18 protein-coding genes are annotated in these 22,394 nt (G+C 66.9%); 8 read left to right on the top strand and 10 right to left on the bottom strand.

Annotated features, from left to right (window positions below; genetic code table 11):
- Positions 1–204: 204 nt before the first annotated feature.
- The 6 genes from purB to RSO68_RS04235 all read right to left on the bottom strand — a co-directional run bounded on the left by purB (position 205) and on the right by RSO68_RS04235 (position 7,085).
- Positions 205–1,569, bottom strand: coding sequence for an adenylosuccinate lyase (gene purB, locus RSO68_RS04260; RefSeq protein WP_089847958.1), 1,365 nt, complete (start codon positions 1,567–1,569; stop codon positions 205–207).
- Positions 1,570–1,633: 64 nt separating this feature from the next.
- A complete protein-coding gene (gene hflD / locus RSO68_RS04255; RefSeq protein ID WP_315585563.1) occupies positions 1,634–2,275 on the bottom strand; it encodes a high frequency lysogenization protein HflD in 642 nt (213 codons plus the stop codon).
- Positions 2,272–3,402 carry a tRNA 2-thiouridine(34) synthase MnmA gene (gene mnmA, locus RSO68_RS04250; RefSeq protein WP_315585562.1) on the bottom strand — a complete coding sequence of 377 codons (1,131 nt, stop codon included), beginning with the start codon at positions 3,400–3,402 and terminating at the stop codon, positions 2,272–2,274. The genes hflD and mnmA overlap by 4 nt, the downstream gene beginning before the upstream one ends.
- Before the next feature lie 257 nt (positions 3,403–3,659).
- On the bottom strand, positions 3,660–4,109 hold the full coding sequence (locus tag RSO68_RS04245) for an NUDIX domain-containing protein (protein ID WP_089847855.1): 450 nt from the start codon (positions 4,107–4,109) through the stop codon (positions 3,660–3,662).
- Positions 4,106–4,708, bottom strand: coding sequence for a pseudouridine synthase (locus RSO68_RS04240; RefSeq protein ID WP_089847857.1), 603 nt, complete (start codon positions 4,706–4,708; stop codon positions 4,106–4,108). The genes RSO68_RS04245 and RSO68_RS04240 overlap by 4 nt, the downstream gene beginning before the upstream one ends.
- Positions 4,709–4,847: 139 nt before the next feature.
- On the bottom strand, positions 4,848–7,085 hold the full coding sequence (locus tag RSO68_RS04235; protein WP_315585561.1) for an NADP-dependent isocitrate dehydrogenase: 2,238 nt from the start codon (positions 7,083–7,085) through the stop codon (positions 4,848–4,850).
- Between the two features lie 176 nt (positions 7,086–7,261).
- Here RSO68_RS04235 and icd point away from each other — a divergent pair, with 176 nt between their 5' ends.
- The 3 genes from icd to clpA all read left to right on the top strand — a co-directional run bounded on the left by icd (position 7,262) and on the right by clpA (position 11,528).
- Positions 7,262–8,518: an NADP-dependent isocitrate dehydrogenase gene (gene icd, locus RSO68_RS04230; protein ID WP_315585560.1), complete on the top strand. Its 1,257-nt coding sequence runs from the start codon at positions 7,262–7,264 to the stop codon at positions 8,516–8,518.
- Positions 8,519–8,726: 208 nt separating this feature from the next.
- Positions 8,727–9,113: an ATP-dependent Clp protease adapter ClpS gene (gene clpS, locus RSO68_RS04225; protein ID WP_390882377.1), complete on the top strand. Its 387-nt coding sequence runs from the start codon at positions 8,727–8,729 to the stop codon at positions 9,111–9,113.
- A gap of 138 nt (positions 9,114–9,251) precedes the next feature.
- Positions 9,252–11,528 (top strand): ATP-dependent Clp protease ATP-binding subunit ClpA, encoded by a 2,277-nt coding sequence (gene clpA, locus RSO68_RS04220; protein WP_089847865.1) that lies wholly within the window; start codon positions 9,252–9,254, stop codon positions 11,526–11,528.
- A gap of 158 nt (positions 11,529–11,686) precedes the next feature.
- Here clpA and infA read toward each other — a convergent pair whose 3' ends face one another.
- From infA to aat, 3 genes are all read right to left on the bottom strand, one after another.
- A complete protein-coding gene (infA, locus tag RSO68_RS04215) occupies positions 11,687–11,905 on the bottom strand; it encodes a translation initiation factor IF-1 (RefSeq protein WP_089847867.1) in 219 nt (72 codons plus the stop codon).
- 135 nt (positions 11,906–12,040) lie between these two features.
- Complete coding sequence (locus RSO68_RS04210) at positions 12,041–12,781, bottom strand: arginyltransferase (RefSeq protein ID WP_315585559.1); 741 nt, start codon at positions 12,779–12,781, stop codon at positions 12,041–12,043.
- Positions 12,782–12,827: 46 nt separating this feature from the next.
- Positions 12,828–13,562 (bottom strand): leucyl/phenylalanyl-tRNA--protein transferase, encoded by a 735-nt coding sequence (gene aat / locus RSO68_RS04205; protein ID WP_089847872.1) that lies wholly within the window; start codon positions 13,560–13,562, stop codon positions 12,828–12,830.
- A 152-nt stretch (positions 13,563–13,714) separates the two neighbouring features.
- On the opposite strand from aat, the gene RSO68_RS04200 reads away from it, so the two are divergent.
- Both RSO68_RS04200 and lolA read left to right on the top strand, forming a co-directional pair.
- Positions 13,715–17,020 carry a DNA translocase FtsK gene (locus tag RSO68_RS04200; RefSeq protein ID WP_315585558.1) on the top strand — a complete coding sequence of 1,102 codons (3,306 nt, stop codon included), beginning with the start codon at positions 13,715–13,717 and terminating at the stop codon, positions 17,018–17,020.
- 115 nt (positions 17,021–17,135) lie between these two features.
- Positions 17,136–17,765, top strand: coding sequence for an outer membrane lipoprotein chaperone LolA (gene lolA / locus RSO68_RS04195; RefSeq protein ID WP_315585557.1), 630 nt, complete (start codon positions 17,136–17,138; stop codon positions 17,763–17,765).
- Positions 17,766–17,869: 104 nt separating this feature from the next.
- Here the strand turns inward: lolA and RSO68_RS04190 are convergent, their stop codons facing one another.
- Positions 17,870–19,210, bottom strand: coding sequence for a replication-associated recombination protein A (locus tag RSO68_RS04190; protein WP_089847878.1), 1,341 nt, complete (start codon positions 19,208–19,210; stop codon positions 17,870–17,872).
- Between the two features lie 250 nt (positions 19,211–19,460).
- Between RSO68_RS04190 and RSO68_RS04185 the strand changes: the two genes are divergently transcribed.
- From RSO68_RS04185 to trmA, 3 genes are all read left to right on the top strand, one after another.
- The gene (locus RSO68_RS04185; protein ID WP_089847880.1) at positions 19,461–20,012 is read left to right on the top strand and encodes a hemerythrin domain-containing protein; all 552 of its coding nucleotides are present in this window, start codon (positions 19,461–19,463) and stop codon (positions 20,010–20,012) included.
- 250 nt (positions 20,013–20,262) lie between these two features.
- On the top strand, positions 20,263–21,054 hold the full coding sequence (gene murI, locus RSO68_RS04180) for a glutamate racemase (protein ID WP_315585556.1): 792 nt from the start codon (positions 20,263–20,265) through the stop codon (positions 21,052–21,054).
- A gap of 76 nt (positions 21,055–21,130) precedes the next feature.
- Positions 21,131–22,237, top strand: a complete 1,107-nt coding sequence (gene trmA, locus RSO68_RS04175) for a tRNA (uridine(54)-C5)-methyltransferase TrmA (RefSeq protein WP_315585555.1) — start codon at positions 21,131–21,133, stop codon at positions 22,235–22,237.
- Positions 22,238–22,394: the final 157 nt, after the last annotated feature.

The following is a 22,394-nucleotide window of genomic DNA, read 5'->3' as shown; positions in this document are numbered from 1 at the left end:
CGAGCGTCAGCAGCGAGTCATGCGCTCCGTGGGCAGGGCGCCGCGAGGGCGCTGTGAACCCTTCCCTGGGCGCTACCTTTGCCATCCATGGCAAAGGACCCTCGCTCTGACCCGCCCCCGGCCGCTGATCATGCTTTCGGCTTTCGGCTTTCGGCTTTCGGCTTTCGGCTTTCGGCTTTCGGCTTTCGGCTTTCGGCTTTCGGCTTAGAGGTTGCGCGCCTGGGCCTCGGCGTTGCCGATGTAGCTGGCCGGGCTGAGCGCCTTGAGCTCGCTCTTCACCTCGGCGGGCAGCTCGAGGGTGTCGATGAAGGCGGCGAAACCGGTCTGGTCGATGCGCTTGCCGCGGGTCAGCTCCTTGAGCTTCTCGTAGGGCTTCTCGATGCCGTAGCGGCGCATCACTGTCTGGATCGGCTCGGCGAGCACCTCCCAGCTGTTGTCGAGATCCTCGGCCAGGCGCGCCGGGTTGGCCTCGAGCTTGGAGATGCCCTTGAGCGAGGCCTGGTAGGCGATCATGCCGTAGGCCAGGCCCACGCCGAGGTTCCTGAGCACCGTGGAGTCGGTGAGGTCGCGCTGCCAGCGGGAGATCGGCAGCTTCTGGGCGAGGTGGCCGAGTATCGCGTTGGCAAGCCCCAGGTTGCCCTCGGAGTTCTCGAAGTCGATCGGGTTGACCTTGTGCGGCATGGTCGAGGAGCCGATCTCCCCGGCCACGGTGCGCTGCTTGAAGTAGCCAAGCGAGATGTAGCCCCAGACGTCGCGGTCGAAGTCGATAAGGATGGTATTGAAGCGGCAGACCGCGTCGAACAGCTCGGCAATGTAGTCGTGGGGCTCGATCTGGGTGGTGTAGGGGTTGAAGGTCAGGCCCAGGCCCTCGACGAAGCTCTGGGCATTGGCTTCCCAGTCCACCTCGGGGTAGGTCGTGAGGTGCGCGTTGTAGTTGCCCACCGCGCCGTTGATCTTGCCGAAGATCTCGACCGCCTCGATCTGCTTGAGCTGGCGACGCAGGCGATAGGCGACGTTGGCCATCTCCTTGCCGAGCGTGGTGGGGCTCGCGGTCTGGCCGTGGGTGCGCGAGAGCATCGGCTGGGCGGCGTGCTCCTCGGCCAGGCGGGCGACCTCGTCGGCGACCTGGTGCATCATCGACAGCAGCGCCTTCAGGCCGTCGGTCAGCATCACGCCGTGGGAGAGGTTGTTGATGTCCTCGCTGGTGCAGGCGAAGTGCACGAACTCGGTGACCGCATGCAGCTCCGGTTGATCGGCGATCTTCTCCTTGATGAAGTACTCCACCGCCTTGACGTCGTGGTTGGTGGTGCGCTCGATCTCCTTGATGCGCTCGGCGTCCGTCAGGGAGAAATCGCGCAGCAGCGCCTCGAGGTGCGCGGTGGCCTCGGCGGAGAGCCTCGGCACCTCGGTGATCTGCGGGTGCTCGGCGAGACACTCGAGCCAGCGGATCTCGACGATGACCCGGGCGCGGATCAGGCCGAATTCGCTGAAGTGCTCGCGCAGGGCGGCGGCCTTGGACTCGTAGCGGCCATCGACGGGAGACAGGGCGGTGAGGGCGGAGAGGGGCAGAGGAGCGGCTTGCATGGGTTGGATTCCGGTCAAGGGGTGGTCACGGGGGTAATGAAAAGGCGGATCAGCCCAGCTGGTCCAGGGCCTTCTTCAGGGCGCCGCGCTGGAAGACCAGCTTCCAGCGCCGGCCCCCCTGCTGGTGCCAGAGCAGGGCGAAGCGGATGCCGGCGAGCAGGATGGCGCGCACGCGCTCCGGCATCATGCGGCTCTGCAGCAGCGAGGGGTCGCCCTGGACGACGATGCGCGTCTTGAGCGTCGAGAGCGTCTCCTGGTAGGCCTCGCCGAGGCTCGAGATGACGTTCTCGTGGGTGGCGCCGAAGTGTTCTGCCTGACCCTGGATGCGCGTCAGACGCGTCCCCAGGTCGTCCATCATGGCGTCGTTGGAGCGCAGCTGGTTCATCAGCATCAGCAGCGAGAAGCCGTAGCGCAGCACTACCGGATTGACCTGCTGGCGTCCGACCACGCCCTCGAGTACCTCGAGTCCCTGGCGCAGGTTGTTGGGGTGGCCGCCGTAGATCGCCTCGAAACTCTCCGGATTGGTGTCCAGGGTAGCGCGGATCAGGGTCTCCCAGGCGCGCTGGTCGGTCTGTCCGGTGCGGGCGAGCGCGTCGACCTGGCTGGCGGCCTGGAAGACCCCGGCCAGCGCCAGGGCCTGGCGGGCCGCGGGCGTGTCCGGGGCGCGGTGGATTGGGGTCGAGGCGGTCATTGGCCAAGCTCCTTGGCGTTCCAGGTGGCGCGGATCACGCCGCCGCCCAGGCAGATATCGCCGTCGTAGAGCACCAGCGACTGCCCGGGCGTCACGGCGCGCTGGGGATCGTCGAAGCGCACCTCGACGCCGCCGTCCTCCCGCGTGTGGAACGTGCAGGGCACGTCGGCCTGGCGGTAGCGAGTCTTGGCGGTGAGGCGAGCTTCGGCGGCCGGTGCCTCGCCGGCCACCCAGTCCATGGCCTCGGTGGCCAGGCTATCGGTGTAGAGCAGCGGGTGGTGCTTGCCCTGCACGGCGACGAGCACGTTGCGCGTGAGGTCCTTGGCGGCCACGTACCAGGGGGCGTCGGGATGGTGGGCGAGCCCACCGATGCCGAGCCCCTGGCGCTGGCCCAGGGTGTAGTACATCAGGCCCATGTGCTCGCCGATCACCTCGCCCTCGGGCGTCTCGATCACGCCGGGTTGGGCGGGCAGATACTGCTTGAGGAAATCGCTGAAGCGGCGCTCGCCGATGAAGCAGATGCCGGTCGAGTCCTTCTTGCGCGCGGTGACCAGTTCGTGGCGCTCGGCGATGGCACGCACCTCGGGCTTCTCGAGCTCGCCCACCGGGAACAGGGTGCGGGCGATGGCGGCCTGGGGCACGGCGTGCAGGAAGTAGCTCTGATCCTTGTTGGGATCGAGCCCCTTGAGCAGCCTCGGGCGTTCGTCGCCATCGAGACGGCCGCGCACCTGCCCTTCACGAACATAGTGGCCGGTGGCGATCTTCTCGGCGCCGAGCATCTCGGCGTACTCGAGGAACACCTTGAACTTGATCTCGCGGTTGCAGAGGATGTCCGGATTCGGGGTGCGGCCCGCCTGGTACTCGGCCAGGAAGTGCTCGAAGACGTTGTCCCAGTACTCGGCGGCGAAGTTGGCGGTATGCAGCGGGATGCCGAGCTTCTGGCAGACGGCCTCGGCATCCGCCAGGTCCTCCTTGGCGGTGCAGTACTCCGTGCCGTCGTCTTCGTCCCAGTTCTTCATGAACAGGCCTTCGACCTCGTACCCCTGCTCTAGCAGCAGCAGGGCGGATACGGAGGAGTCGACGCCGCCGGACATGCCGACGATCACCTTGCCTGTGGTGGCGGTCATGGGCGCTCTCGGATTGAGTGTCACAAATGGGGTGGGATTATACATGATGTCAGCGTCTGGCGCCGAGCCGGTGGTCGGCTCGATGCTTGTCTTTCGCGGCATTCCCGACGACAGCGCCCGGCGTGCCGGACCATCGCGGGGGCGCAGTGAATACCTCCCTGACCGCTACCTTTTCCTTCCCTGGAAAAGGACCCCCGCTTCGCGCTGCCCTCGGCGCCGCTTACTGGGTGTCATCATCCGCTTGGCCGCTTGGCCGCTCAGCGCTCGTGAATCACATCCATGGGGTAGAAGCGGCTCGCCAGCGCATCGCGGATGCGTCGCATCACCAGGGGGCTTCTCAGGCGGCCTTCGCGCTCCAGCGCCTCGAGCTCTTCGAGGGTCAGCCAGTGGACGGCGAAGATGGCAGGGTCCAGCTCGCTGCCGAGATGTGCCAGCGCCATGCCGAAGAAGCCATGGCTGTGGAAGGTCAGGCCGTCAGGGGAGCGGTAGACGTACATGCCCAGGTAGTCGGTGATGCCGACCTGCCAGGCGGTCTCCTCGCGCAGCTCACGCAGGGCGGCGTCGCGGATGCGTTCACCAGGCTCCAGGTGGCCGGCGGGCTGGTTGAACAGCGTCTCGGGCCCGCCGCGGTCCTCCTCGACGATGAGGAAGCGACCGGCGCGTTCCACCACGGTGGCCACGGTGACGAAGGGATGCCAGCGGCTCATGGGCGTCTCCTTGGTGGGCGGCGGCGCTGGGCCGTCGGCTTGGGGGCATGCAGGGTCTCGCGGCGCCACTCGCCGGGGGCCAGGCCGTCCAACCGCCAGGGGCCGATGGCCACGCGCACCAGGCGCAGGGTCGGATGGCCGACATGGGCGGTCATGCGCCTTACCTGGCGGTTGCGGCCCTCGCTGATGGTCAGCTCCAGCCAGGTGGTGACGGGATGGCGCCTGGGATCCAGAGGCGGGGTGCGCTCGGCAAGCTCGCTCGAGACGAGCCGACGGACCTTCGCCGGCCGGGTCGGGCCATCCTTGAGAGTGACGCCGTCGCGCAGCGCCTGCAAGGCGGCATCGTCGGGGGTGCCCTCCACCTGCACGCGGTAGGTCTTGGGCTGCTTGTGCCGGGGGTGGCTGATGCGGTGGATCAGGGCGCCGTCGTCGCTGAGCAGCAGCAATCCCTCGGAATCGTAGTCCAGTCGCCCGGCGGCGTAGATGCCCGGCACCGAGATGACATCGGCCAGGGTGGCGCGATGCTCCGCTCCATCGGCGCGGCGGTCGGTGAACTGGGAGAGCATGCGGTAGGGCTTGTTCAACAGGTAAAGGTTCATCGTCTCTTTCCACTATGCCGAGCGCCTGACGCCGCGTAATGCCTGATGCTACAACGCGACGGCTCCCCTCCGCCAAGGGGCGGACGGGAGCCGAGAGAGCCGCCCGCAAGGGGCGGCGGGACGCTTCGGGACGCTACCTTCAGCCCTGGGCGACCAGCGCCAGGGCGTCGTTCAGGGTCTTGCTCGGACGCATGACGTCACGCGCCAGCTCGGCGTCGGCATGGTAGTAGCCCTTGATGTCCACGGGCTGTCCCTGCACGCCGTTGAGCTCCTCGAGGATGGTCGCCTCGTTGGCAATCAACGTCTCGGCCAGGCGAGCGAAGAGTGCCTTGAGGTCCGCGTCCTCGTCCTGAGCCGCCAGGGCCTGGGCCCAGTAGAGGGCTAGGTAGAAGTGGCTGCCGCGGTTGTCCAGCTCGCCGGCCTTGCGGGAGGGCGACTTGTTGTGCTCGAGGAACTCGCCGGTGGCCTTGTCCAGCGCCTCGGCCATCAGGGCGGCCCGGGCGTTGTCGAAGGTCTTGGCGAGATGCTCCAGGGAGGCCCCCATGGCGAGGAACTCGCCGAGGCTGTCCCAGCGCAGGTGATTTTCCTCGAGGAGCTGCTGGACGTGCTTGGGCGCCGAGCCGCCAGCGCCGGTCTCGAACATGCCGCCACCGGCCATCAGTGGCACGATGGAGAGCATCTTGGCGCTGGTCCCGAGCTCCAGAATCGGAAACAGGTCGGTGAGGTAGTCGCGCAGGATGTTGCCGGTCACCGAGATGGTGTCGAGGCCGCGAACGACGCGCTCGAGGGTGTAGCGCATGGCCCTGACCTGGGACATGATCTGGATGTCCAGACCCTCGGTATCGTGCTCCGCGAGGTAGGCCCTGACCTTCTTGATCAGCTCATTCTCGTGCGGGCGGTAGGGATCGAGCCAGAACACGGCCGGCATGCCGGAGTCGCGGCAGCGCTCTACCGCCAGTTTCACCCAGTCGCGGATCGGCGCGTCCTTGACCTGGCACATCCGCCAGATGTCGCCCTCTTCGACGGTCTGGGAGAGCAGCACCTCGCCGGTCTCCAGGTCGGTGATGTTGGCGACACCGTCCGCCGGGGCCTCGAAGGTCTTGTCGTGGGAGCCATACTCCTCGGCTTTCTGGGCCATCAGGCCGACGTTGGGCACGGTGCCCATGGTGGCGGGGTCGAAGGCGCCGTTCCACTTACAGAAGTTGATCATCTCCTGGTAGATGCGCGCGAAGGTCGACTCCGGCATCACCGCCTTGACGTCCTTGAGGCGGCCGTCGGCGCCATACATCTTGCCGCCGGCACGAATCATGGCCGGCATCGAGGCGTCCACGATCACGTCGCTGGGCGAGTGGAAGTTGGTGATGCCGCGCGCCGAGTCGACCATCGCCAGTTCTGGACGCTGGTCATGGCAGGCGTGCAGGTCGCGGATGATCTCCTCGCGCTGGGTCTCGGGCAGGGTGTCGACCTTCTCGTAGAGGTTCGCCATGCCGTTGTTGACGTCGACGCCCAGCTCGTCGAACAGCTCGCCGTGCTTCTCGAAGGCGTCCTTGTAGAAGATCTTCACGCAGTGGCCGAACACGATGGGGTGCGAGACCTTCATCATCGTCGCCTTGACGTGGAGGGAGAACATCACGCCGGTCTGGCGGGCATCTTCGATTTCCCGCTCGTAGAACTCGAGCAGCGCCTTCTTGCTCATGAACATGCTGTCGATGACCTCGCCTGACTGCAGCGAGACCTCGGGCTTGAGCACGTGCGCCTCGCCGCTCTCGGTGATCAGCTCCATCTTGACCTTGCGGGCGCGATCCAGGGTCATCGACTTCTCGCCGTGGTAGAAGTCGCCGCCGTGCATGTGCGAGACGTGGCTGCGCGAGGCCTGGCTCCACTCGCCCATGTGATGGGGGTACTTGCGGGCGTATGCCTTGACGGCCTTCGGTGCACGGCGATCGGAGTTGCCCTCACGCAGCACCGGGTTGACGGCGCTGCCCTTGACCTTGTCGTAGCGCGCCTGGATGTCACGCTCTTCGTCGTTCTTTGGCTCGTAGGGATATTCCGGCAGGGGGTAGCCCTGTCCCTGCAGCTCCTTGATGGCTTCGTGAAGCTGCGGCATGGAGGCGCTGATGTTGGGCAGCTTGATGATGTTGGCTTCCGGCGTCTTGGCCAGGGCGCCCAGTTCGGCCAGGTGATCCTCGACGCGCTGCTCCGCGGTCAGGTAGTCGGGAAACAGCGAGAGGATGCGGGCCGCCAGGGAGATGTCGCGAGTTTCCACCTCGATACCGGCAGCATCGGTGAAGGCGTCGATGATCGGTAGCAGCGAGTGGGTCGCCAGCGCAGGCGCTTCGTCGGTGAACGTGTAGATAATCTTGGGCGTCTGGGACATGGGACGTTGATCTCTCTGGTCACTTCGATGGCGTGGAGCGGGCGCGCGCGAAGCGCCCCGACGAGCGGGGAGAGAGTGTAGCAAGATTGTCGACAAAAGTACCGTAGCGTAATCCGAGGTGAGGGCCGATGATAGTTGGCGTCCTTTACCGAACAGACCAGACAGGGGAGATCTCCATGGGGTTTCAGAAAATCGTCGTACCCGACGGTGGCCACAAGATCACGGTCAACGCCGACAACACCCTGAACGTGCCGAACGATCCGATCATTCCGTTCATCGAGGGTGACGGCATCGGTGTCGATGTGACGCCGGCCATGAAGATCGCCATCGATGCCGCCGTGCAGCATGCCTATGACGGCGAGCGCAAGATCCACTGGATGGAGGTTTATGCCGGCGAGAAGGCTACCCACGTCTACGATGCCGACACCTGGATGCCGGAAGAGACCCTGGAGGCGGTCAAGGAGTACGTCGTCTCCATCAAGGGGCCGCTGACCACGCCGGTGGGCGGGGGTATCCGTTCCCTGAACGTCGCCCTGCGTCAGAAGCTCGACCTCTACGTCTGCCAGCGCCCGGTGCGGTGGTTCGAGGGCGTGCCGAGCCCGGTCAAGAAACCGGCCGACGTCGACATGGTGATCTTCCGCGAGAACTCCGAGGACATCTACGCCGGTATCGAGTGGAAGGCCGGCACCCCGGAAGCCGACAAGGTCATCAAGTTCCTGCGCGAGGAGATGGGTGTCCAGAACATCCGTTTCCCCGAGAACTGCGGCATCGGCGTCAAGCCGGTTTCCGTCGAGGGCACCAAGCGCCTGGTCCGTCAGGCCCTGCAGTACACCATCGATAATGACCGTGAGTCGCTGACCCTGGTGCACAAGGGCAATATCATGAAATTCACCGAGGGGTCCTTCAAGGACTGGGGCTACGAGCTCGCCAAGGAGGAGTTCGGTGCCGAGCTTCTCGACGGCGGCCCCTGGATGACCATGAAGAACCCGAAGACCGGCAAGGAGATCGTCATCAAGGACGTCATCGCCGATGCGATGCTGCAGCAGATCCTGCTGCGTCCGGCCGAGTATGACGTTATCGCCACCCTGAACCTGAACGGCGACTACCTCTCCGACGCCCTGGCGGCGGAAGTGGGCGGCATCGGCATCGCGCCGGGCGCCAACCTGTCAGACGCCGTGGCCATGTTCGAGGCTACCCATGGCACAGCGCCGAAGTATGCCGGCCAGGACAAGGTCAACCCGGGCTCGCTGATCCTCTCCGCCGAGATGATGCTGCGCCACATGGGGTGGGTCGAGGCGGCCGACCTGGTGCTCAAGGGCATGGAGAAGGCCATCTCCAAGGGCGAGGTCACCTATGACTTCCATCGCCAGATGGACGATGCCAAGCTGCTCAAGTGTTCCGAGTTCGGCCAGGCCGTCGCCGATAACATGTAAGATGTAGGACGCGATGCCGGACCCGGGCCCTCGTCCGCCTCCAGGCGGACGAGGGCCCTTTGCGTTCGTGTAGCCCGTAAACCAGCGTTGGTGATGAACCCTGCCGGCGCGGTGGCGTCCAATCACGGTTGAGATGATCGCCGCGCGCGGCTTGTCGAGATGGATAGTGGCTCTTATGTTCAGTAGAGATGATGAGGTGACAGCGCGAATGTGGCAGGCCTTCCCGTCAGGAGGCATGACGCGACCGCCGGGCCCGGATTCCCCCGGCCTGCAAGATACCGGGCGACCCGAGGAAGAGGACGGCGATCTGGCGGTGCAGCCTGCCGACCCGGAGGTGGCACGTCCTCCCATGTACAAGGTAGTGCTGCACAATGACGACTTCACGCCCATGGAGTTCGTGGTCGAGGTGCTGCAGACCTTCTTCCATATGGACAGCGAGGCGGCGGTGCAGATCATGCTGACCGTCCATACACGAGGCAAGGCGACCTGCGGTGTCTTTACTCACGACATCGCGGAAACCAAAAGCCATCAGGTCAATCAATATGCAAGAGAGTGTCAGCATCCGCTGCTGTGCGACATCGAGGCGGCGGACTGAGTGGCATGGTCGAGGAGGAAGTGCGGCGGTCAAGCGTTGAGGCCGAACTTGCAACGCTACCGTTTGTACCCGAATGTTGATGATGCCGGACCATGAACGATCCGACGCGAAGCCCTGAGCGGCGAGAAGGGGACTGCCATGCTGAGTAAAGAACTTGAACTGACCCTGAACACGGCCTTCACCGTGGCTCGCTCCAAGCGCCACGAGTTCATGACCGTGGAGCACCTGCTGCTGGCACTGCTCGACAATGCCTCGGCGGCGGACGTGCTGCGCGCCTGCGGGGCCAACCTCGACAAGCTGCGGTCCGACCTGCAGGATTTCATCAATTCCACCACGCCGCTGATTCCCGAGGATCAGTCTGACCGTGAGACGCAGCCGACCCTGGGGTTCCAGCGCGTGCTGCAGCGCGCGGTCTTCCATGTCCAGTCGTCCGGCAAGAGCGAGGTCACCGGCGCCAACGTGCTGGTGGCGATCTTCTCCGAGCAGGAGAGCCAGGCGGTCTACTTCCTCAAGCAACAGAACGTGGCGCGGGTCGATGCCGTCAACTACATCGCCCACGGCATCTCCAAGGTGGCCGGCCATGGTCAGAGCCCGTCTTCGCCCTCGCCCGAGGCCGAGGAGGCCGAGGAGGGGGGCGCCGAAACGGGCTCCAACCCCTTGACCAGCTACGCCACCAACCTCAACGAGCAGGCGAGGATGGGCAAGATCGATCCGCTGATCGGTCGCGACCATGAACTCGAGCGCGTGGTGCAGATCCTGGCGCGGCGCCGCAAGAACAACCCGCTGCTGGTGGGCGAGGCCGGGGTCGGCAAGACCGCCATCGCCGAGGGGCTGGCCAAGCGCGTCGTCGAGGAGGACGTGCCCGAGGTGATCAGCGACGCCGTGGTCTATTCGCTGGACATGGGCGCGCTGCTGGCCGGCACCAAGTACCGCGGCGACTTCGAGAAACGCCTGAAGAACCTGCTGGCCGAGCTGCGCAAGCAGCCCAATGCCATCCTGTTCATCGACGAGATCCACACGGTGATCGGCGCGGGCGCCGCCTCCGGCGGGGTGATGGACGCCTCCAACCTGCTCAAGCCGCTGCTCTCCTCGGGCGAGCTGCGCTGCATTGGCTCCACCACCTTCCAGGAGTATCGCGGCATCTTCGAGAAGGATCGCGCCCTGGCTCGGCGCTTCCAGAAGGTCGACGTGATGGCGCCCTCGGTAGAGGACACCACCCGGATCCTCAAGGGCCTGCGCTCGCGCTTCGAGGAGCACCACCAGCTGAAGTACACCGATGCGGCCCTGGAGAGCGCGTCACGGCTGTCTGATCGCTATATCAACGACCGTCACCTGCCCGACAAGGCCATCGACGTGATCGACGAGGCCGGCGCCCATCAGCGGCTGCTGCCGCCGGAGGTGCGCGTCGATACCATCGACGTGGATCAGGTCGAGGCCGTGGTGGCCTCCATCGCGCGGATTCCGCCGAAGAGCGTCTCGAGCTCCGATCGCAAGCTGCTGGCCAACATCGATCGCGATCTCAAGATGCTGGTGTTCGGCCAGGACGAGGCCATCGACAGCCTTGCCGCGGCGATCAAGCTGTCGCGGGCCGGCCTCAAGTCGCCGGACAAGCCGGTGGGCAGCTTCCTGTTCGCCGGCCCCACCGGGGTCGGCAAGACCGAGGTGGCCCGCCAGCTCTCGCACATCATGGGCATCGAGCTGGTGCGCTTCGACATGTCCGAGTACATGGAGCGCCACACCGTGTCGCGGCTGATTGGTGCGCCTCCCGGCTACGTCGGCTACGACCAGGGCGGGCTGCTCACCGAGGCGATCACCAAGCAGCCCCACTGCGTGCTGCTGCTCGACGAGATCGAGAAGGCGCACCCCGAGGTCTTCAACCTGCTGCTGCAGGTCATGGATCACGGCCGCCTGACCGACAACAACGGCCGCGAGGCGGATTTCCGTCACGTGATCCTGATCATGACCTCCAATGCCGGGGTCGAGCAGGCCACGCGGCGCTCCATCGGCTTCCAGAGCCAGGACCACTCCACCGATGCCATGGAGGTGATCCGCAAGACCTTCTCGCCGGAGTTCCGCAACCGCCTGGACGGCATCATCCAGTTCCACGCCCTGCCCACCTCGGTGGTACGCAACGTGGTCGACAAGTTCCTGGTGGAGCTGCAGGCGCAACTCGACGAGAAGCGTGTCCAGCTGGACGTGGACGATGCGGCGCGGGAGTGGCTGGCCGAGAAGGGCTACGATCCCGACATGGGGGCACGCCCGATGGCTCGCCTGATTCAGGAGAAGCTCAAGAAGCCGCTGGCCGAGCTGATCCTGTTCGGCGAGCTCGCCGAGCACGGTGGCGTGGTGCACGTCAGCGTGGAAGCCGGCGATCTGCACCTGGCCACGGAGTCGGAGCTGGCCGACGCGCCCTGAGGAAAGCCAGGTCGGCTAAACCATCAGTCGGCCAAACCATCACAGCGCCCTGTCTTCGGACGGGGCGTTGTTCGTTCGGGCGTGATGCGGGAGGAGGTGGCGGACGCGAAGGCGGACGACACTCGAGCGGCGCCCGGGCCTGGTGGCCCGATCGGCGCTCAGCGGGCGCGGTAGACGATGCGGCCCTTGGACAGGTCGTAGGGAGTCAGTTCGACCTTGACCTTGTCGCCGGTGAGGATGCGAATGTAGTGCTTGCGCATCTTGCCGGAGATATGGGCGGTCACCACGTGGCCGTTCTCGAGTTCGACGCGGAACGTAGTGTTGGGAAGGGTATCGACGACGACGCCTTCCATTTCGATATGGTCTTCACGTGCCATATAGGCGGTTCCTCGCTGATGATGACAAAAAACGGGCGGCGCGGTGTCGCGGCAGGGCCACCCGTGCCGACAGGATAGCGCGATATTGTGCCGCATGCCGCTCGTCATGGCAAAGGAACCCTGGTTCGATTGCGCCTATTGCGTGGTGATCAGGCGCCGCCAGTGGCGACCGTCGAGCATCTCCAGCGGCTGGAAGCTCTGCTTGTAGGCCATCTTGCGACACTCGCGGATCCAGTAGCCGAGATAGACATGCGGCAGCCCCAGCTCGTGGGCGCGCAGGACCAGTGATAAGACGGCCAGGGTGCCCAGGGAGCGCCGCTCCAGTTCGGGCGCGGGATCGAAGAACGTGTAGATGGCCGAGAGGCCGTGCTCGAGCTGATCGAAGGCCGAAACGGCCACCAGTCGCCCGTCGAGGCGAAACTCCAGCAGTCGGGCATAGGGCTGGTCGAGGGTCAGGAAGGTGCGGTACTGCTCGTGGCTCGGCGGGTACATGTCGCCATCGGCATGGCGGGTCCTGACGTAGTGCGCATAGAGGGCATAGTGCTCGGGATCGAAGAGGGCTGGGCGCACGTGCAGGCTGAGGTCGGCGTTGCGGTTCAGCAGCTTGCGCTGGGTACGACTCGGTGAGAACGCCTCCACCGGGATGCGCACCGAGATGCAGGCGTTGCAGGTATCGCAGTGGGGTCGGTAGAGATGGCGGCCGCTGCGACGAAAGCCGAGCAGCGCCAGGGCGTCGTAAACGCCTCGGCTCGGCGCCTCCTGGGGGTCGAGGAATAGCGTGGTTGCCTCACGGCCCGCCAGGTAGCTGCAGGCGTGAGGTACGGTCAGAAAGAAGCGCAGGTCCCTGACCGGCTGTCGGGGGGCGTTGCTGCTCAAAGCTGCCGTCTCCTCTGCGTCTTGCTCGCGCGAATCCCCGGCCCGGTCATCCTACGGTGCCGATCGTCTCGAAGGACCAATTGGGGGCCGGCGCGATCGCCTCCGCTTGCCGACGGTCATGCGCGGGTTCACCCAGCCACTGATCAAGATAGTCGATGAACTCTCGGCGGGCGATGTCTCGTGCGCCCAGGCTCGCCAGGTGATCGGTGTGCATCTGGCAGTCGATCAGTCGACCGTCGCCGGCGGCCATGACTCGGGCCAGCTGTACCAGGGCGACCTTGGAGGCGTCGGGCTCTCGGGAGAACATCGACTCGCCGAAGAACACCGGCCCCAGCGCGATGCCGTAGAGACCGCCGACCAGAGCATCGTCGCGCCATACCTCCACGGAGTGGGCCGCCCCGAGCGCGTGCAGCTGCCCGTAGGCCGTGCGCATCTCGTCGGTGATCCAGGTGCCCGGCTGGTCGTCACGCGGGGCCGCGCAGGCCACCATCACCGCCTCGAAGGCGCGGTCGGCGGTTATCGTGAATCCAGCGTTGCGCAGCCGCTTGGCGAGGCTTCGCCGCACGCGGATCTCGCCGGGCACCAGCACCATGCGCGGGTCCGGGCTCCACCAGAGGATCGGTTGATCATCGCCGAACCAGGGGAAGATACCGTGGCGATAGGCGGCCAGCAGCCAGGCCGGGGTCAGGGCGCCGCCCGCGGCCAGCAGGCCGTCGGGATCGCGCAGCGCTGACTCGACGGGGGGAAATTGTACGGCGTGCGCGGGTAGCCAGGGCAGCATGGGGCCTCTTCCTCATTGACGGCTCGTTCAGTCTGCCGCGCCGCGGAGCAGGGCTCAAGGCATGCCGGCCCCTGTGATGGTGAGCGCTTGCTCGGTATGATTGATGCCATGACATCCGCAATACGCCATGTGGGCGCAAGGGAGGTGGCCGCTTGAGTGTCAAGAAAAGGTCCTCGTCGCGTCGTGAGGCGGCGGCGAATGCCAGGGAGAAGGCCAGGCGCGTCGGCCTGCGGCTGCAGGGGGCGACTCGCGAGGGCGTGGTGATCATCCTGCTGGCCGCCTGCGTGTTCCTGTTGCTGGCGCTCTACAGCTTCCGTAGGGACGACCCCGGCTGGTCGAGCAGCGGCCCGGAGACCGAGGTCGCCAACTGGATGGGCGCCTTCGGCGCCTGGCTCGCCGATGTGCTCTACTCGCTGTTCGGTGTCAGCGCCTTATGGTGGCCGGGCATGCTGGGGTTCGCCGCCTGGTGGCTGATCCGTTCGCGTCAGGTGCGCTTCGAGTGGGATCCCACTGCCCTGGCGGTGCGCTGCGGTGGGTTGGTGCTGCTTTTGCTGGGCACCACCACCCTGGGGGCGCTGCACTTCTACCGCCCCGATGGCCCCTTGCCCTACTCGACGGGCGGCATCCTCGGGGAGGGCCTGGTCGGTGCGCTGCTGCCCCTAGTGGGCGCGGGCGGCACCGGCCTGCTCTCCGTGGCGGCCATGCTCTGTGGTTTTCCCCTGTTCACCGGTCTCTCCTGGTTGACGGTGATGGACGAGCTGGGCCGTCGCGGCCTGCTGGGGTGGCGCTGGGTGGTCGACCGGTTCGGGCTGTCGCGGGAGCGCCGCGCCGAGCGGCGTGACCTCGACCAGCAGACCCGCGAGACAAGGGATGCCGAGGCGCCGTCCGCAAGCCCCGAAGAGACCGACGAGCGGCCTCCCTGGTGGCGGCGGCTGGGCCGCCGCCGCGATGACGCGCCGACGCTGGCGACCGATCCCGGCTTCGGCGACGACGGTGAGACCGATATCCCCTGGGAGGTGCCCGAGCGCACGCCGTCGGCCAAGCGCCCAGAGGCCGCCTACTCGGCGCGCATGGCGCAGGAGCCGCGGGTCGATATTACGCCCCTCGAGGCGCCACGCCCCGAGACGTCTCGCCGCGACTCGCCGCCCGCACGTGCCTCCGCCGAGGTCGATGCGCCCGAGCGTTCCCGTGCGCCGCGAGTCGAGCCCACTGCCGAGGCGATGCGTTCGTCCGCCGAGCCCCGGGAGCTCGATGAGCGCCCCGATACGGGTGGCCATGACGCCGAGGCGCCGGGCGCGCGGCGCCGGCCGGAGACGATTCCCGAGCCGGTGCTGCCCGACGATGACGAGGTGACGCCGGCCTGGCAGGGGCCGGCCCTGCGGGCGTGCCGCGACGACGAGCGTCTGGACGGCGTACTCGATGCGTCCATCGACGCCCATGACGCCTCGCGCAGAGAAACTCAGGACGCTGCCGAAGACGTCGACGAGCCGCCCGTGGCGCGCGCCTCCTCCGGGGCTTCGCCGCACTCGCCCGCGCGCGATTCCCGTCGACAGGAGCCACGTCTCGCCGATTGGCAGAGTGGTGACGCCGAGTTCGACGAGGAGGCCTCGGAGCCGTTCCTCACCTCTCATACGGTTCGTGAAGCCCCCGAGGCGATTCGGGAAGACCCCGAGGCGACACGCGACGCCTCTCGAGCGGATCGCGAGGAGCCGCACGATGCCGCCGAGGCGCCGCCCCGGCGCGATCCCGGCGTGGCGCCCCCCGAGCCCGCCGAGCAGGAGGACGAGCCGAGCGTGGACGACGCCGCGCCTGCCCGGAAAGACGATGCGCCCCGGGTAGCGAGTGCCGAGCAGGCGCGCGAGGCCGCCGACGAGCCCGAGGGCCCGGCGCTGTGGACCGTGGAGCACCTGCAGAACCAGCGGCCGATGTTTGACGATCTGCAGGAGCCCGATGGCGAGCTGCCGAACCTGCGCCTGCTGACGCCGCCGGAGCCCCAGCAGCGCAACTACTCCGAGCAGCAGCTCGCCGAGATGGCCGAGCTGCTCGAGACGCGGCTGCGCGAATACGGCGTCCGCGCCGAGGTGGTCGACACCTGGCCGGGGCCGGTGATCACGCGTTTCGAGATCAAGCCGGCGGCGGGCGTGAAGGTCTCCAAGATCAGCAACCTGGCCAAGGACCTGGCGCGCTCCCTGATGGTCAAGAGCGTACGGGTGGTCGAGGTGATTCCTGGCCGGCCCACCGTGGGCATCGAGATCCCCAATCCGCACCGGGCGATGATCCGCCTGCGCGAGGTCATCGATTCCGACAGTTACCAGCATGAGGCCTCGGCGCTGACCCTGGCGCTGGGTCAGGACATTGGCGGTGGCCCGGTGGTGGCCAACCTCGGCAAGATGCCCCATCTGCTGGTCGCCGGCACCACCGGCTCGGGCAAGTCGGTGGGCGTCAACGCCATGCTGATCTCGATGTTGCTCAAGGCGACGCCCGACGAGGTGCGCATGATCATGGTCGACCCCAAGATGCTGGAGCTGTCGGTCTACGACGGCATCCCTCATCTATTGGCGCCGGTGGTCACCGACATGAAGGAGGCGGCCAACGCCCTGCGCTGGTGCGTCGCCGAGATGGAGCGGCGCTACAAGCTGATGGCCGCCATGGGCGTGCGCAACATCGCCGGCTTCAACGCCAAGCTCGACGAGGCCGAGCGGGCCGGCGCCCAGGTGGCCGACCCGCTGTGGGAACCGCAGCCCTGGGAGATGCACCAGGCCCCGCCGGTGCTCGAGAAGCTGCCCTACATCGTGGTGGTGATCGACGAGTTTGCCGACATGTTCATGATCGTCGGCAAGAAGGTCGAGGAGCTGATCGCGCGCCTGGCGCAGAAGGCCCGTGCCGCCGGCATCCACCTGATTCTCGCCACCCAGCGCCCCTCGGTGGACGTGGTGACCGGCCTGATCAAGGCCAACATCCCCACCCGCATGGCCTTCCAGGTCTCATCGCGGGTCGATTCGCGCACCATCCTCGATCAGGGCGGCGCCGAGAACCTGCTGGGCCACGGCGACATGCTCTACCTGCCCGCAGGCTCCGGCATGCCGACCCGCGTGCACGGCGCCTTCGTCGATGACGACGAGGTACATCGGGTGGTCGAGGACTGGAAGCGCCGCGGCGAGCCGGAGTACATCGACGAGATCCTCTCCGGCGGCGTCTCCGCCGAGGCCCTGGCCGGGCTCGAGGCCGAGGGGAGCGGCGGCGACGGCGATGCCGAGCAGGACGCGCTCTACGACGAGGCGGTGCAGTTCGTGACGGAGTCGCGGCGAGCCTCCATTTCGGCCGTTCAGCGGCGTTTCAAGATCGGCTACAACCGGGCGGCGCGCCTGGTCGAGTCGATGGAGATGGCCGGCGTGGTCTCCACCATGGGCACCAACGGCGCCCGCGAGGTGCTGGCGCCGCCCCCGGTGGGCGACTGATGCACCGCAATCATGCAGCAACGATGAAAGCCTGCGACGGGCGTGCAACCCGTCGGGGCTTGTCCGGTCCGAGTGTCAGGATGCCATGATGGACCCGTCCAGGGAGACAGAGACGATGAGCATGAATAAGACCCTCGCCGCGCTGGCCGTGACGCTTTGCGTGCCGATATCGGCCCTGGCCAGTGAAGGCGCCGATCGCCTGGCGGCGATCCTCGAGCCGCTTGAGACCTATGCGGCCGACTTCGAGCAGCAGATCCTCGATGGCAGCGGCCAGCGCCTGCAGGAGGCGCGCGGTCGCATGTGGCTGTCGCGTCCCGGCAAGTTCCGCTGGGAGGTGGAGGCGCCCTATGAACAGCTGGTGGTCTCCGGTGGTGAGGAGGTGATCCTCTATGACCCCGACCTCGAGCAGGCCACGGTGCAGCCGCTCGATCAGCGCGTGACCCATACCCCGGCCCTGCTGCTCTCCGGCAGCGCCGACGAGCTGACCGACAGCTACGAGGTTACCCGTCAGCAGCAGGGGGCCAGCGAGACCTTTATCCTGGCGCCGAAGGATCCCGACACCCTGTTCGAGGAGCTGAAGATGACCTTCCGCGGCGAGGCGCTGGACATGCTGCAGATGACCGACAGCACCGGTCAGCGCACCGCCATCGGCTTCGATAACGTGCGCATGAACGAGGGGGTGGACGAAAGCCGCTTCGCTTTCGATATCCCCGCGGGCACCGATGTGATCCGCTCGACGCAGTAACGCGCAAGCCCGATAGCGCTACCGAAGACCCCCGCCGGCACTCACCTCCGGCGGGGGTCTTCATTTGCGCGGCGCCCGATCGCCGCCGGCGTTACCCGCCGGCGTTACCCGCCGGCGTCGTCCGCCTCGGCGTCCCGCTGCGCCCGCCAGGCCATGATCTGGGCGTAGCGCTTCTCCTGGCCGTGGCTGGTGGGGTGATAGAGCGGGCGGTGGGGCACCTCGTCGGGCCAGCAGTCGTGGGCGCTGCCGGCCGGATAGCCGTCGGGCTCGCTGTGCGCGTAGCGATAACCCTCGCCGTGGCCCAGCGACTCCATCAGCTTGGTCGGGGCGTTGCGCAGGTAGGTGGGTACCTCGAGCCGCGGCTGCGAGGCCGCCAGATCCTTGGCCTGCTTCCAGGCGCGATCGATGGCGTTGCTCTTCGGGGCCACCGCCAGATGGATGGCGGCGTGGGCAATGGCGCGCTGGCCCTCGTAGTCGCCCAGGCGCAGGTAGGCATCCCAGGCCGACATGACCAGCGGCAGGGCGCGCGGGTCGGCGTTGCCGACGTCCTCCGAGGCGATGGCCGTCAGGCGACGGATCACGTCCAGCGGGTCGCCGCCACCCTGCATGAAGCGGGCGATGTAGAGCAGGGCGGCGTCGGGGCGCGAGGAGCGGATCGACTTGTGGATCGCCGAGAGCAGGTCATAGTAGTGATCGCCCTGCTTGTCGAAGGCGCTGGCGGTGTGGCCGATCACGTCCTCCAGCGCCTCGCGGGGCAAGCGCTCGCCGCTCCCCTCGGCCAGCGTGAAGTCGCAGGCGGTCTCCAGCAGGCCCAGCGCCCGTCGGGCATCGCCGGCGGCGGCGCGGGCCAGTATCGCCAGCACCTCATCGTTCACCTGGATCCGTCGGGCGCCCAGGCCGCGCGTCTCATCATTCAGCGCTCGCTGCATGACCTCCACGAGCTCGGCCTCGGTGAGCGACTTGAGGACGTGGACCCGGGCCCGCGAGAGCAGCGCCGAGTTGACCTCGAAGGAAGGGTTCTCGGTGGTGGCACCGATCAGCGTCAGCAGCCCCGATTCCACATGGGGCAGCAGGGCGTCCTGCTGGCTCTTGTTGAGACGGTGGATCTCGTCGAGAAACAGCAGGGTGGGGCGCTCCCGGGCCTGGAAGTCGCGGGCGCGATCGACCGCGGCGCGAATCTCCTTGACCCCGGCCATCACCGCCGAGAGGTGCTCCAGGTGAGCACCGGAGACCTCGGCGAGGATCTCGGCCAGGGTGGTCTTGCCGGTGCCGGGAGGCCCCCAGAGGATCATCGAGCGCACCACCCCGCTCTCGGCCATGCGCGCCAATGGCTTGCCAGGACCCACCAGCGCCTGCTGGCCCACGTAGTCCTCGAGGCGGCGCGGACGCATGCGAAAGGCCAGGGGGGCCGCATCGTCCGGGGCGTGGCGCTGGAAGAGATCCATGTCTGACTCCTTGGCGCATGGCTGATAGAGTGGATGTGTCATCGCAGGCAATACGACCCTGGATGAGAGGCAAGATTCGCCCCGGGGGACTAGCCTGAGGCAGGTCGTTTTATTGGTGCACGTTACGCCCGGTGAACCTGACGTGCCGGGGCGAATCCAACGCTGAAGAACATCCTAGGCATCATTGTCAGCACCACCGCTCTCTGATCCACCGCTCGTATCCCATATCGCCATGGAGGAGACCGCCGACATGCCCAAGCTGAACCAGTTGCGTCAGGATCATGCCAACATGGCGCGCATGTTGCACGTTCTGCAGCTCAAGCAGAAGACCCTGGCCCAGGGCGCGCGCCCCAACTTCCAGCTGGTCAGAGAGGTCGTGGACTACATCCTCGATTACCAGGAGGGTTTTACCCGGCCCCTCGAGAAGGTCTGCAGCGAGCGGCTCAAGGAGCTGGATCCGTCGAGTGCCGAGGTCACCGAGCAGCTCGCCAAGGATTATCGCTCGTTGAAGGCTCGGCTGAACCGCCTCTCCAACGATCTCGACATGATTCTCATGGATTCGGTCGTGCCCATGGACAAGTTCGCCGAGGACCTCAAGTCTTACCTGGAGAGCCACCGCGCTTATCTCAGGGAAGAGCGTGAACAGCTCTTCCCGCTGATCCGCGAGAACTTCAACGACGAGGACTTCAAGGCCCTGGCAGAGGCCCTGCCGGAAGGCGCCCAGGACCATGTCGCGCGCCTGGAAGAGGCCTATCCCGAGCTCTATCACGAGCTGCGCGACGCCCCCGTCCCTCAGACCTGAGTCCGACCATTCACGCGGGGCCTCCATGGACGGAGCCCCGTCATCGTGCGTCCACTCGGCTACGAACGAAAGCGTTTGGGCGCTCGTGAATCACGCCAGGGAGCCTCGCCCCTTCGGCTCGGCCGCGACTCTGGGGTAGAATGCCCGGCATCGCCCGCGGTCACTCCCCGATCATGCCCCCTTGTCTCGCGCACGTCCCATCGCTGTTCCTCCCGTCGCCGACGTCGCCCCTGGCAGGGACGCTCGGTCGATGGTAGCTCCGATCCTGGTCTTCGATTCCGGCGTGGGCGGTCTGTCGGTGGTGCAGGCGCTGCGCCACCGGCTGCCCGGCGTCGCCCTGGCCTACGCCTGTGATAATGCCATGCTGCCCTACGGGCGACGCGAGGATGCCTGGCTGGTGCAGCGGATTCGGTCCGTCTGCCAGGCGGCGGTGGCGGCCAGCGGCTGTCGGGCGCTGGTGGTGGCCTGCAACACGGCCAGTACCCTGGCGCTGGATGCGCTGCGCGAGTGCCTGACCATTCCCGTGATCGGGACCGTGCCGGCCATCAAGCCGGCCGCCTCGGTGAGCCGGACACGCCACATCGGCCTGCTGGCGACCAGCGCCACCGTGTCACGCCCCTATACCCTGCGGCTGATCCAGGATTTCGCGGCCGACTGCCGCGTCACCCGGCTCGCGGCCGATGCCCTGGTGGGCGAGGCGGAGCGCCTGGTGGTCGGGGAAGTCCCGGACCGCGTGGCGATCGGGCGAGCCCTCGCGCCGCTTTGGGAGGCGTCGGCCGTCGAAGTGCCGCCCCTGGACACCGTGGTGCTGGGCTGCACCCACTTCCCGCTGCTGCGCCGCTGGCTTGCCGAGGCAGCCCCCCGTGAGGTGGCCTGGGTCGACTCCGGGGAGGCCATTGCGCGCCGCGTGGCCCAGGTGGTGACGGCCCCCGATCGCTGCCAGGCCGCCGGACCGAGCTACGCCACGGCCCTCGACGAGCGCCTGGGCAAGGGGCTTGCCGCCTTCGGCTTCGCCCCGCCAAGGTGGCTGCAGCCGGGCTGAATCACCCGCGTTCGCTGTAGGCTCACCGCCCCCTATTCATCACTTATCATCACTGACCCTTACTACAGGAGCCGCCGTGGCCATTCCCGTCGTCGACCCCGCCCGCTATGACCAGCAGCTCGAGGCCAAGCGCGAGCGCATCATCCGCGACTTCGCACGCTTCGCACCGCCGTCGCTTGCAGTCTTTCCCTCGCCGCCGAGCCACTATCGCCAGCGCTGCGAGTTCCGCCTCTGGCACGAGGGGGACGATCTCTTCTACGCCATGTTCGAGGTGGATCCCGAGGACCCGAAGAAGAAGACGGTCGTGCGCCTCGATGACTATCCGGTGGCCAGCCGGCAGATCAACGACCTCATGCCGCGCCTGCTCGACGCGATCCGCGACAACGACCTGCTGCGCCGCCGCCTGTTTCAGGTCGAGTTCCTCACCACTCTCACCGGCGAGGCGCTGGTGACGCTGATCTACCATCGCCGTCTCGATGAGGCCTGGGAGGCCGAGGCCCGTGCCCTGCAGGAGGCGCTCGGCATCATGATCATCGGCCGCGCCCGCAAGCAGCGCCTGGTGCTGGAACGCGACCACGTCTGGGAGCGCCTGACGGTGGACGACGAGTCGCTGGTCTACCAGCAGGTGGAGAACAGCTTCACCCAGCCTAACGCCGAGATCTGCCGCTCGATGCTCTCCTGGGCGCGGGACGTCACCCAGGGCAGCCAGGACGGCGACCTGGTGGAGCTCTACTGCGGCAACGGCAACTTCACCGTGGCGCTCGCCGGCAACTTCCGGCGGGTGCTGGCCACCGAGATCTCGCGCACCTCGGTGGCCAGTGCACGGATCAACCTCGAGGCCAACGGCATCGACAACGCCGAGGTGGGGCGCATGTCCGCCGAGGAGTTCTCCCAGGCCCTGAAAGGCGAGAAGGGCGGTCGCCGGGTCAGCGAGATGGCCCTCGACGACTACGCCTTCTCCACCGTGCTGGTGGACCCGCCGCGGGCCGGCCTCGATGACGAGAGCTGTCAACAGCTCAGCGACTATGACCGTATCGTCTATATTTCATGCAATCCCGAGACCCTGGCCGAGAATCTCGAGACGCTGACCCGCACCCACGAGATTCGGCGCTTCGCGCTCTTCGACCAGTTTCCCTGGACCCACCATTGCGAGTGCGGGGTCCTGCTGGTGCGTCGCGACTGATTCGACCTTGGTCGAAGCGGTGGGCGCGTTGTCAAGCCACGATGCGTAACCGACATGCTCTATGAGTGAAGAGGCATGTGGTTGGGGGCGGCTCGGGAAGTGACGTAAGCTGGACGGCGATGCGGCCAGGAGGCCGCCCGTCAAGTTCTTCCGGCCG

Origin of the sequence: Halomonas saccharevitans (assembly GCF_032333995.1) — a bacterium.
Taxonomy (GTDB): domain Bacteria; phylum Pseudomonadota; class Gammaproteobacteria; order Pseudomonadales; family Halomonadaceae; genus Halomonas; species Halomonas saccharevitans.
The sequence above is the reverse complement of the archived record's forward strand: the minus strand, read 5'-3'. Positions and strand labels throughout refer to the sequence as shown.

Excerpts from the sequence above, each read along its gene's own strand:
- RSO68_RS04245 (WP_089847855.1), bottom strand. The coding sequence starts at position 4,109 with ATGAGCCGCTGGCATCCCTTCGTCACCGTGGCCACCGTGGTGGAACGC.
- lolA (WP_315585557.1), top strand. The coding sequence starts at position 17,136 with ATGAGCATGAATAAGACCCTCGCCGCGCTGGCCGTGACGCTTTGCGTG.
- icd (WP_315585560.1), top strand. The coding sequence starts at position 7,262 with ATGGGGTTTCAGAAAATCGTCGTACCCGACGGTGGCCACAAGATCACG.
- mnmA (WP_315585562.1), bottom strand. The coding sequence starts at position 3,402 with ATGACCGCCACCACAGGCAAGGTGATCGTCGGCATGTCCGGCGGCGTC.
- murI (WP_315585556.1), top strand. The coding sequence starts at position 20,263 with ATGGTAGCTCCGATCCTGGTCTTCGATTCCGGCGTGGGCGGTCTGTCG.
- hflD (WP_315585563.1), bottom strand. The coding sequence starts at position 2,275 with ATGACCGCCTCGACCCCAATCCACCGCGCCCCGGACACGCCCGCGGCC.
- infA (WP_089847867.1), bottom strand. The coding sequence starts at position 11,905 with ATGGCACGTGAAGACCATATCGAAATGGAAGGCGTCGTCGTCGATACC.
- RSO68_RS04235 (WP_315585561.1), bottom strand. The coding sequence starts at position 7,085 with ATGTCCCAGACGCCCAAGATTATCTACACGTTCACCGACGAAGCGCCT.
- clpA (WP_089847865.1), top strand. The coding sequence starts at position 9,252 with ATGCTGAGTAAAGAACTTGAACTGACCCTGAACACGGCCTTCACCGTG.
- RSO68_RS04185 (WP_089847880.1), top strand. The coding sequence starts at position 19,461 with ATGCCCAAGCTGAACCAGTTGCGTCAGGATCATGCCAACATGGCGCGC.
- clpS (WP_390882377.1), top strand. The coding sequence starts at position 8,727 with ATGTGGCAGGCCTTCCCGTCAGGAGGCATGACGCGACCGCCGGGCCCG.
- aat (WP_089847872.1), bottom strand. The coding sequence starts at position 13,562 with ATGCTGCCCTGGCTACCCGCGCACGCCGTACAATTTCCCCCCGTCGAG.
- RSO68_RS04190 (WP_089847878.1), bottom strand. The coding sequence starts at position 19,210 with ATGGATCTCTTCCAGCGCCACGCCCCGGACGATGCGGCCCCCCTGGCC.
- RSO68_RS04240 (WP_089847857.1), bottom strand. The coding sequence starts at position 4,708 with ATGAACCTTTACCTGTTGAACAAGCCCTACCGCATGCTCTCCCAGTTC.